Origin of the sequence: Dyadobacter sp. (genome assembly GCF_051859145.1) — a bacterium.
Classification (GTDB): Bacteria; Bacteroidota; Bacteroidia; order Cytophagales; family Spirosomataceae; genus Dyadobacter.
The window spans coordinates 1-10,508 of record NZ_JBHYGF010000116.1 but is presented as its reverse complement, the minus strand read 5'-3'; the positions used below and the strand labels follow the sequence as shown (position 1 = coordinate 10,508).

Here is a 10,508-nt window from a genome sequence, read left to right as displayed (position 1 = left end):
GATGCTGGTTCCGCATTTGGCGCATTAGCGGGCGGCTTTTTATTGACCAATAATCATTTGAGCCTGATCTTCACTGCTCTCACTTTGGTTCTAATATTTCTTACCTGGGTATACTACCGAAAGGCAACGGCACTCCGTGTTTAACGCAACGTTATAGATATTGTCGATACCGAATACCTGCCAAATTAATCGGTGGTATTTTTGTAATTATAAGTTGAGTACGAGCTTGTTTGTAAGTCTACTAATAATCAATGATCTAGCACAAGTTTGCTTTACAATTGGACACGTTAAACTGTACTTTTTACCGACTTCCTTTTTCAAGCATGACCATTTCAATGCGTGATAAAATAGTGGCTAAGTTTTAAAAATATCGCTACCAACAAGAAAGCTCCCAAAAGAAAATACAGAATCCTTAGCAAGGTAGATGGCTTAACGGGCTTTGATGCCTTCATCAATGAGCGGTACGGGGACTTTACCGGCTTTGTGCGATTAGAAAAGTTGGGAATGACCTTCTTGCTTTTCATGACTTGGCTGCTTGGATGACAGACTACAAATATGGTTGAGATCTTATTTGTTTCTGACTACCTGTTGCATGTTTTATTGAGCTACTTTTGCAATATTATGAGATTAGCTCTTTACATATTAGCTTTTTACACGGTGATACTTTCCTGCATTCCCTGCCAGGATGAAGTATTGCGTATCTCATATGCGGCCACAACGACCACCATTAATGCCAATGCAGATCATCAGGATCAAGGCATTGTTGACCTTTGCTCCCCATTTTGTATTTGTGCCTGCTGCGCTGGCATAACTCTTCAGGAGCCTGTCGCTTCTTTGCCTGAGGTGGCTTCGGTATCATTTTTCAATGATGATGCATTCACTTATACGGCTGATTGCAAAGGTGGTGGTCTGGCATCTATCTGGCAACCACCCAGGATTTAGTGTAACCCATTCATTTATGGTTTGCTTTATTGCTGTGGCTCTCTGAGTCACGGTTATAGGCTCATTCTACACAAATTCTAAGTCCAGATGTTAGATAAAGTCATTCATTTTTCAATTCATAATAAGCTTGTTATAGGAATATTTACCCTTGCGCTCGTTGTCTGGGGTATTTATTCGCTCACGCAGCTTCCTATTGATGCTGTGCCCGACATCACCAATAACCAGGTACAGATCATTACAAGCAGTCCTTCGCTGGCTGCGCAAGAAGTAGAGCGCCTTGTAACGTTTCCCGTTGAAACAGCCATGGCAACCATCCCGAGCACGGAGGAAATCCGCTCTATTTCACGGTTTGGGCTCTCAGTTGTTACAATCGTTTTTAAAGACAACATTGATGTTTACTGGGCCCGCCAGCAAGTTTCCGAGCGTTTGCAAAGTGCGGTGGAGCAGATACCACCTGGTGCAGGATCACCAGAGCTTGCACCGGTCACTACAGGCCTTGGCGAGATTTATCAGTATGTATTGCACACCAAAAAGGGATATGAGAAGAAGTATCCGCCTATGGAGCTCAGAAGCATCCAGGACTGGATTGTCAGACGGCAGCTGTTGGGTACCGAAGGGATCGCTGATGTAAGCAGCTTTGGTGGATTTGTCAAACAATACGAAATCGCAATTGATCCATTTAAGCTCAGAAGTGCGCAAATTTCAATGAGCGAGATATTTTCGGCCCTTGAAAAAAACAACCAGAATACGGGCGGGGCTTACATCGACAAAAAACCCAATGCGTATTTTATTAGGAGCGAGGGGCTGATTGCAAATTTGAAAGATATCGAAAGTATCCAGGTCAAAGAAACTTCTAACGGCCTGCCTGTGCTAATCCGTGATATCGCAACAGTACAATACGGCACCGCGGTACGGTATGGTGCGATGACGCGCAACGATGAAGGCGAAGTGGTTGGCGGGCTGGTGTTGATGCTGAAAGGCGCAAATGCGGCCAAGGTAATCGGCAATGTAAAAGAAAGGATCGAGCAGATCACTAAAACGCTCCCGGAAGGTGTGGTGATCGAGCCGTTTTTGGACCGGACAAAACTAGTAAATAATGCCATTGGCACCGTTTCCAGAAACCTGGTCGAAGGGGCGCTTATTGTCATTTTTGTTCTCATCCTTTTGCTGGGTAACCTGCGTGCCGGGCTTGTGGTAGCCTCGGTGATCCCACTAGCGATGCTTTTTGCGGTCAGTATGATGAACCTTTTCGGTGTATCGGGTAACCTGATGAGCCTTGGCGCCATTGACTTTGGCCTCATTGTAGATGGTGCCGTGATCATTGTTGAAGCTACGCTGCACCATATTATGGGCAAGAAATATACGCACCGTCTGTCACAGCAGGAGATGGATAACGAAGTCTATGAATCGGCTTCCAAGATCCGGAATTCAGCAGCCTTTGGTGAAATCATCATCCTGATTGTGTACCTGCCGATCCTTGCGCTGGTAGGTATTGAAGGAAAAATGTTCCGGCCTATGGCACAGACCGTCAGCTTTGCAATTCTGGGTGCATTTATCCTTTCCCTGACCTACGTGCCGATGGTATCGGCGCTGTTTTTAAGTAAGAAAAATGAGCACAAGCCCAATATCTCAGACCGTATTATTGCCTTTTTCCACAGGCTTTATTTGCCTGCATTAGGCTTTGCACTACGGCGAAGAGTAATTGTAGTTGTGACAGCTTTGGCACTTTTCGGCATTAGCCTTTGGATGTTCCTAAATATGGGCGGCGAGTTTATCCCGCAACTCGACGAAGGTGATTTTGCCATTGAAATGCGCGTGCTGACAGGGAGCTCACTTTCTGAGTCCGTCGATGCCGTGCAAAAGGCTGCCGGCGTGCTACGAAAGAACTTTCCCGATGAAGTCATAGAAGTAGTCGGCAAGATCGGTGCTTCCGAGATACCAACCGATCCTATGCCTGTGGAAGCGGGTGATGTGATGGTCATATTGAAAGAAAAATCGATGTGGACAAAAGCACAAGGACGGGAAGAGCTTGCAGAAAAAATGCAGGCTACCCTTACCCAGACCATCCCTGGTGTAACGTTTGGTTTTCAACAGCCTATCCAGATGCGGTTCAATGAGCTGATTTCAGGGGTAAAGCAAGATGTTGCAATCAAGATTTTTGGTGAAGACCTGGATGTTTTGGCCCAACAGGCCGACAAGATCGGCAAACTGGTGTCATCCGTGGAAGGGGCAGAAGATTTGTATGTGGAAGAAGTCAGCGGCCTGCCACAGATAGTCGTTACTTTTGACCGTGACCGCATGTCCCAGTTTGGCATTAGTATTGAAGACGCTAACCGTACGATTAATACGGGATTTGCCGGTAGCAGTGCCGGCCTGGTTTATGAAGGTGAGAAACGGTATGAGCTGGTAGTCAGGCTTAAAAGTGAAAACCGTCAAGCCCTTGAAGACGTACAAGCATTGTTTGTGACTACATCACACGGAGAGCAGGTGCCACTAAGCCAGATAGCTACTGTTGAGATGAAAACAGGGGCTAACCAGATCCAAAGGGAGGACGCCAAGCGCAGGATAACAGTAGCATTCAATGTCCGGGGCAGGGATGTAGAAAGCATTGTAAAGGAACTTCAGACAAAAATCGATAGTCAGATCAAGCTTCCTACGGGTTACTATACCACTTATGGAGGCCAGTTCCAAAACCTGCAGGAGGCCAATACCCGTCTAAGCGTCGCTGTACCGATTGCGTTGCTGCTTATTTTTGTGCTGCTCTATTTTACATTTAACTCACTGCGTCAAAGCCTTTTGATCCTTACGGCTATCCCGCTGTCGGCGATTGGAGGTATCGTTGCCCTTTCACTTCGTGGAATGCCTTTCAGTATATCAGCCGGCATTGGCTTTATTGCACTTTTTGGCGTGGCTGTCTTAAACGGGATTGTACTGATTGCCGAATTCAATTCGCTTAGAAAAGAAGGGATGAGTGATTTGAAAAAGGTCATATTTCAAGGAACCGAAACCCGTTTGCGCCCGGTACTGATGACTGCGCTTGTGGCATCACTCGGGTTTTTGCCCATGGCTTTGTCCAACAGCTCAGGCGCGGAAGTCCAGCGTCCGCTTGCGACTGTGGTTATCGGGGGGCTTGTGTCTGCAACGCTTTTAACCCTTTTGGTACTGCCTGTACTTTACCTGATTGTCGAAAAGCGTTTTGGTGGTGCTGCAATCAAACAGGCTGGGGCGCTTCTGCTTGTTTTTGCTGCATGCAGCTTTTCTGCTCCAAGTGTTCAGGCGCAGGATTCCACGCATGTAAGCCGCAAGATTTCTCTTGAAACAGCTATTAGTGAAGCGGCCAGTAAAAACCTGGAAGTCAAAGCCGGTATTTACCAGATCGATTACCAGCGTGCACTACTTGGGACTTCTGCTGAGATCGCAAAGACGGATATCTCCTGGATGGGCGGACAGTACAATAGTAACCGGTTTGATAACCAGTTCAACCTATCGCAAACAGTGCCCCACCCAAAGGTGGCCAGCAAAAGAAAGGCACTGTTGAATGCCCAGATAAACGGTGCACAGGCAAGGCTCGAAGTGACCAGGGCCGAGCTTGTCCGGCAAATCAAAAGCAATTATTACCAGCAGGTTCTCTTAAAACAACAGCAGCAGTTGCTACTGGCAGAAGGCTTGCGTGCCGACCGGTTTGTAAAAGCAGCAGCCCTGCGCTTTAAAACCGGCGAAACAAGCCAGCTCGAATATTCAGTAGCAGAAAGTGAGCAGGGTGAAATCCAGGCACGCCTTATTCAAAGCCAGGGTAATTTACTAGTGCTGCAAAAGCAGCTACAGATACTGCTTAATAGCGCGCAGCCCGTGGAAGCCCAAACCGATACGCTGGTAAGACGCGGACTTGGCCAGATACTACTCGATACTTCGGGTATTAATTCAAATCCATATTTGCGGTATTTAAGCCAGCAAATAACCATTGAGAGACAGGCAACTGCCGTGGCGCGCACCAGCCTGCTACCTGATTTCAGCATCGGATATTTTAACCAGTCGTTGATTGGTGGGCAAAACATCAACGGTACGGAAGTTTTTTATGGTGCAGGAAAGCGTTTCCAAGGATTTCAATTGGGCGTTTCGATACCTGTTTTTAGTGGTGCTGCCAGGGCGCGGGTCAAAGCATCTGAGCTCAATGAAAAAGTGGCACAGAACCAGGTGGAGCTTGCGCGCGCGCAGCTAGGCAGCAGTTTGCAGCAAGCTATCCAATCGTATCAGAGCGCAAATCAAAGCCTGGTTTTATATGAACAGAAAACATTGGTTTTAGCTGATCTGATCGCAGGCAATGCCACAAAGGCATATGAAGCAGGCGAGATTGGTTATGTCGAGTTTTCGCAAGCACTGACAAGGGCTTTAAATATCAGGTCTACTTATCTGGACCTGCTGGACAGTTATAACCAATCGGTCATTGAAATCGAATTTCTGGTTTCTGGACAGCAATGACCTGCTTTAATTATCAATCATTACTAATGATCTATACAATGAAAAATATATTAGTTGTCTTGTTTCTTCTGACAGGCATTTGGGCCTGCGGTAAAAAACAAGAAGAAAAGCAGCAGGAGCCAGCCCATCAGGACGGGGAGCATCACGAGCAGGAAGGGAATGTAGTTGAGCTGACCAAAGCGCAGTATGAAACGGCTGCTATCGAATTGGGGGCGACCACTACCCGTAGCCTGAGTGCTGTTGTCACAGCCAATGGAGTGATTGATATCCCGCCGCAAAACCTGGTAAGCATATCGGCACCCCTGGGCGGGTTTGTTAGAAAAACCGAGCTCTTGCAGGGCATGCAGGTTAAGAAAGGTCAGGTACTGGCAACCATTGAAAACCCAGATTTTATCCAGATCCAGCAAGACTACCTGGAAACGGAAAGTAAGCTGGAATATGCGCAGCAGGAATACAGCCGTCAGCTGGAATTGAGCAAAGAGAATATCAATGCCCAAAAAGTGTTGCAACAAGCAGCCTCGGAAGTAAAGACCCAGAAGGCGCGGCTAGCCGGGTTAAAAGAAAGGCTGATCACGGCGGGCATAAACCTGAAAGTTTTACAAACAGGAACCATTGTCAACAGCGCCGTGATCCGCTCACCCATCAGCGGATCTGTCACGACTGTGAATGTGAACCTGGGCAAATACGTCAACCCGACCGACGTGATGTTTGAAATTGTGGACACAGACCACTTGCACGTCGAGCTTTCAATATTTGAGCAGGATATCCCTAAAATCAAACTAGGCCAACTGGTGCGCTTTACAGTCAGCAACCATCCCGGCAAAGAATACCTGGCCAAAGTTTACCTGATCAACCAGAAGATCAATGAAGACCGAACGGTCCGGGTGCATTGCCATTTGGAAAAAGATGAAAAGGGCTTGTTGCCACAGAACTTTGTAAAAGCGGTAATCGAAACCGGTGCAAATCCTGTGACTGCGCTCCCTAACCAAGCCATTGTCGACTTTGAAGGTGAATCCTACATTTTCGTGCAGCGGCCGGAAGGTGCCCACCCAGACAGTACCTCAAAGGGTGCTGAGTCAGAGGGCCTGATTTTTGAGATGGTACAGGTAGGTAAAGGGGTATCAGAAAGCGGGTACACACAAGTCAAATTCCCGCAGGAATTTGACGGACAAACCCCGAAGATTGTCCTGAAAGGGGCATATGCACTTTTATCGAAACTTAAAAATTCAGAGGAAGAAGAAGGCCACTAACCTATGAACCAGATCATCCTTGGCAGTATTGCACTTAGCCTGATCCATGCGCTGATCCCCAGCCATTGGCTTCCGTTCGTAACGATCGGCAGGTCTATGGGGTGGAGCAGACGGCAGGTTTTAAATACCACATTTTTGGCAGGGGCGGCGCATACATTGAGTACAACGATCTTTGGTTTGATGGTCAGCTTTGCAGGCTTTCAGCTCTCAGAGAACCAAAGCATTATCGCCAGTAAGATCGTACCCTTGTTCTTGCTGTTACTAGGGCTCTGGTTTGTCATGCAACATTACCGCCATCAGGCACATAGCCATATCGATGAGAAATTGTTGAAATACGGTAGCCACCGTAGGATATTGCTATCGCTAATGCTGATGATGTTTCTCTCACCATGCTTTGAGATCAACGCCTATTTTTTGAACGCCGGGGCTATCGGGTGGTATGCGGTTTTGACAATTGTACTGATTTATAATGTGTTGACTCTCTCAGGCATGATGCTGATGGTAAGCCTGGGAAGGAAAGGGATTAAAAGCATAAATATTCATTGGCTGGAACACTATGAGCAGCTCATTACCGGGCTTACACTGATAGCCCTGGCCATATTAAACTTTATTGTAGAAATCTAAAAAGGGACAATATCATGGAGAAAAAACAAAATGACCAGCCTGAAAAGACAATCCCGGTTGCTGCCCAGCTGGCAGGCAAACAGCAGCACGAAGGCCATGACCATGCCGAAGGGGAAGAGCATGCCGAAGGGGAAGAGCATGAAGATGATGCTGGCCACAGTGAAGGGGACGGCCATGATCATGGCGGGCAAGCAGGAAGCGAAAGCCTGATCAAAAGCCGGTGGGCATTATGGCTTAGTCTGTTAATCCTGCTGGGGTTTCTGCTGGTAAATAAAGTGCTTGACATCCCGGTTGCAAAACCAGTCGAGATTGGGCTAATGGTTATTGCCTATGTGCTGGCGGGCCATAAAACGATACAAATCGCTTTTAGAAGGGTCAAAAGAGCTGATTTCTTCAATGAGTTCACGCTCATGACAACGGCGACACTGGGTGCATTTTATATCGGTGAATTCGCCGAAGGGGTTGCTGTCATGATTTTTTACGAATTAGGTGAGCTTTTTCAGGATTTGGCAGTCAACCGGTCCAAGCGCTCCATCAAAGCGCTATTAGATGTCCGTCCGGACAAAGTGACGGTCAAGAGAAGCGAGGGCAACAAGGTCATTAACCCCTCTGATGCTGCGATCGGTGATATCATCATGGTCAAGCCAGGTGAGAAAGTTGCCCTGGACAGTGAGCTGCTGACAGATTCAGCCAGTTTCAACACGGCTGCATTAACGGGTGAGTCCAAGCCGGATACCAAAGAAAAAGGGAGTGCAGTCCTTGCCGGTATGATCAACCTGGACAGGCCTATCGAGCTTAAAGTGACAACGGCTTTCAAAGATTCAAAGCTTTCCAGGATTTTGGAAATGGTACAGGACGCTACGGCCAGAAAAGCCCCGACCCAGCTTTTTATCAGCAAGTTTGCAAAAATTTATACACCTATCGTTTTCTTTCTAGCCCTGGCCATTACATTGCTACCCTACTTTTTTGTAGACGATTATGTGTTTAACCAGTGGCTTTACCGTGGGATGGTTTTCCTGGTTATCTCGTGCCCCTGTGCACTGACCATATCTATTCCCTTGGGGTACTTTGGAGGGATCGGCCTTGCTTCCCGTAACGGTATCCTCTTTAAAGGTTCTAACTTCCTGGATGTGATGACCAAGGTCGATACCATTGTCATGGACAAGACGGGCACACTTACCAAGGGGGTATTTAAAGTACAGCAGGTTGTCACAGACATGGACAAAGAAGAGTTCCTGCATCTGACCGCATCCCTGGAAAGCGCTTCCACGCACCCGGTGGCAAGGGCAGTGATGGAATACCAGCAGGACAAAAAGTCGGAAGACCCAACTGATGTTGAAGAGATATCAGGGCATGGCCTGAAAGGCAAAGTGGCAGGTAAGGAGCTGCTTGCCGGTAACTTAAAATTGCTGGATAAATTCTCCATTTCCTATCCAGGTGATATCAAGGATATTCAGGAAACAATCGTTGTTGTGGCCGTCGATGGCAAATATGCAGGTTACATTACGATTGCCGATGAGATCAAAGAAGATGCTGCCCAGGCTATCAAAGATATGCATGCCCTGGGCATCAAGACTGTAATGCTTTCCGGCGACAAATCTGCTGTTGCCCAGAAAGTCGCAAAAGAACTGGGCATCGATGAAGCTTATGGGGACCTGTTGCCCGAAGGTAAAGTCGAGAAAGTACAGGCATTCAAGGATGCTGGAAAACACCTGGCCTTTGTCGGGGATGGCGTTAATGACGCGCCGGTAGTCGCACTCGCCGATGCAGGGATTGCTATGGGGGGGCTAGGATCTGATGCGACCATCGAAACAGCGGATGTGGTCATCCAGAATGACCAACCGTCCAGGATCGTTTCGGCAATTAGGGCAGGAAAAATTACCCGATCCATTGTTTGGCAAAATATTATCCTTGCCATGTCTGTGAAAGCAATCGTACTTCTTTTGGGTGCAGAAGGGATTGCGACTTTATGGGAAGCTGTCTTCGCTGACGTAGGGGTAGCACTTCTTGCGATCCTGAACGCCTTCCGCATTCAGGGCAAAAAGATCTAACCTGCATAAAGGCAAAACAAAAACCTTCGGCTACATCCGAAGGTTTTTGTTTTGAGCGGTTTACAAGTTGAGCTTGATACCTCCGTTAATTACAAACCCATCCAGCGGCGCATAAATATCCTTGAATACAGGATTGGTAATTGTTCCGTTGTAAATAGATCCAAAGCGGGTTTGGCGGGTATCTGTGAAGTTTTCAAAATTAACAAAAAGTGAAAATTTCTCCCATAACCGCTCGGCCATAAAGCCCGTGATCCAATAAGACTTACCTTTTGTGCCATCGCTCAAAGTTTGCTTGCTGTAATAATAGGCTTCAAGGCCTATCTTCCATTTGTCTTCAACCTCGTACATCAGCACGTTATTAAGCCGGTGCTTTGCTGTTAACGGATTAACCCTCTTACTGCCATCTTCGTCAAGCTGTGCATCAGTGAGTGTGTAACCAATGAAAAGCTTGAAGTCTGCATAGCTTAGCTTTAAATTGGTCTCCATGCCTTTGGTATCAACATAGCCATCCACGTTCGATAGTTTTGTTATTTCTGGGGCCCGGGTTGTTTGCAATAAGAGGTTTTCATTACAAATGGACGGAAAATAGCGGTTTGCTAATTAACGCTTATCGACAGGCGGCCGCAAAGCTCGTAGCCCGTTCTCTTGTAACCTGATTTCATCGTTGAAATCATATTTTCCTAACCGGTTTATATGCTCAAAAGGGGCCGGAGAGATATGTTCCAGATCTTTTTCATCGACTTGATAACCTTCCTTTTGAAGCTGTTTAAGAATTTCCTGGATGTAAACAGTATTCCAGACCATTACGATATTTGTCAGCAGATTAAGGCATCTGGCTGTAACTTGTTGCTGTTTTTCTTGCTTCTTGCGAATGATCCCATCACCTCCGAACCAAAGATAAACCCGCAGGTTATGGAGTTGCTCCCCTTTATTAAGCTGGGTATTGATACGGTGCCTGAGCGGCAATTGTAGTAAGTATTTACATATAAAAATCGTTTTTACCAGTTGTCCGTATGACTGCAAAACATACATGAGGTTATTTTGTCTTGGGTAGGATTGAAGTTTATTGATTAGTAGTGAGGCTGTTACTGTTCCTGTCAAAACCGAAGCAGCCACTCTTTTAAGCTCATCGGCATGTTTTTTCAAGTAGTCGATATTGACA

7 protein-coding genes are annotated in these 10,508 nt (G+C 46.7%); 5 read left to right on the top strand and 2 right to left on the bottom strand.

Annotated features, from left to right (window positions below):
* The first annotated feature begins 555 nt into the window (after window positions 1–555).
* The 5 genes from ACTIE6_RS08535 (at window position 556) to ACTIE6_RS08515 (ending at window position 9,346) form a co-directional block, all read left to right on the top strand.
* On the top strand, window positions 556–942 hold the full coding sequence (locus ACTIE6_RS08535) for a DUF6660 family protein (protein ID WP_439556235.1): 387 nt from the start codon (window positions 556–558) through the stop codon (window positions 940–942).
* Window positions 943–1,029: 87 nt separating this feature from the next.
* Window positions 1,030–5,421 carry a CusA/CzcA family heavy metal efflux RND transporter gene (locus ACTIE6_RS08530; protein WP_439556234.1) on the top strand — a complete coding sequence of 1,464 codons (4,392 nt, stop codon included), beginning with the start codon at window positions 1,030–1,032 and terminating at the stop codon, window positions 5,419–5,421.
* 38 nt (window positions 5,422–5,459) lie between these two features.
* Window positions 5,460–6,671, top strand: coding sequence for an efflux RND transporter periplasmic adaptor subunit (locus ACTIE6_RS08525; RefSeq protein ID WP_439556233.1), 1,212 nt, complete (start codon window positions 5,460–5,462; stop codon window positions 6,669–6,671).
* A gap of 3 nt (window positions 6,672–6,674) precedes the next feature.
* Window positions 6,675–7,295 carry a hypothetical protein gene (locus ACTIE6_RS08520; protein ID WP_439556232.1) on the top strand — a complete coding sequence of 207 codons (621 nt, stop codon included), beginning with the start codon at window positions 6,675–6,677 and terminating at the stop codon, window positions 7,293–7,295.
* Between the two features lie 14 nt (window positions 7,296–7,309).
* A complete protein-coding gene (locus tag ACTIE6_RS08515) occupies window positions 7,310–9,346 on the top strand; it encodes a heavy metal translocating P-type ATPase (RefSeq protein WP_439556231.1) in 2,037 nt (678 codons plus the stop codon).
* Between the two features lie 60 nt (window positions 9,347–9,406).
* Here ACTIE6_RS08515 and ACTIE6_RS08510 read toward each other — a convergent pair whose 3' ends face one another.
* Both ACTIE6_RS08510 and ACTIE6_RS08505 read right to left on the bottom strand, forming a co-directional pair.
* Entirely contained in the window at window positions 9,407–9,901 is a 495-nt protein-coding gene (locus ACTIE6_RS08510; protein ID WP_439556230.1) for a TonB-dependent receptor domain-containing protein, read from the bottom strand.
* Window positions 9,902–9,946: 45 nt separating this feature from the next.
* Window positions 9,947–10,508, bottom strand: a 562-nt coding sequence (locus tag ACTIE6_RS08505) for a Tn3 family transposase (RefSeq protein ID WP_439556229.1), incomplete at its 5' end; no start/stop codon positions are given.

Coding starts and splice junctions, on each gene's coding strand:
- ACTIE6_RS08535 (WP_439556235.1), top strand. CDS start 556: ATGGTTGAGATCTTATTTGTTTCTGACTACCTGTTGCATGTTTTATTG.
- ACTIE6_RS08530 (WP_439556234.1), top strand. CDS start 1,030: ATGTTAGATAAAGTCATTCATTTTTCAATTCATAATAAGCTTGTTATA.
- ACTIE6_RS08525 (WP_439556233.1), top strand. CDS start 5,460: ATGAAAAATATATTAGTTGTCTTGTTTCTTCTGACAGGCATTTGGGCC.
- ACTIE6_RS08520 (WP_439556232.1), top strand. CDS start 6,675: ATGAACCAGATCATCCTTGGCAGTATTGCACTTAGCCTGATCCATGCG.
- ACTIE6_RS08515 (WP_439556231.1), top strand. CDS start 7,310: ATGGAGAAAAAACAAAATGACCAGCCTGAAAAGACAATCCCGGTTGCT.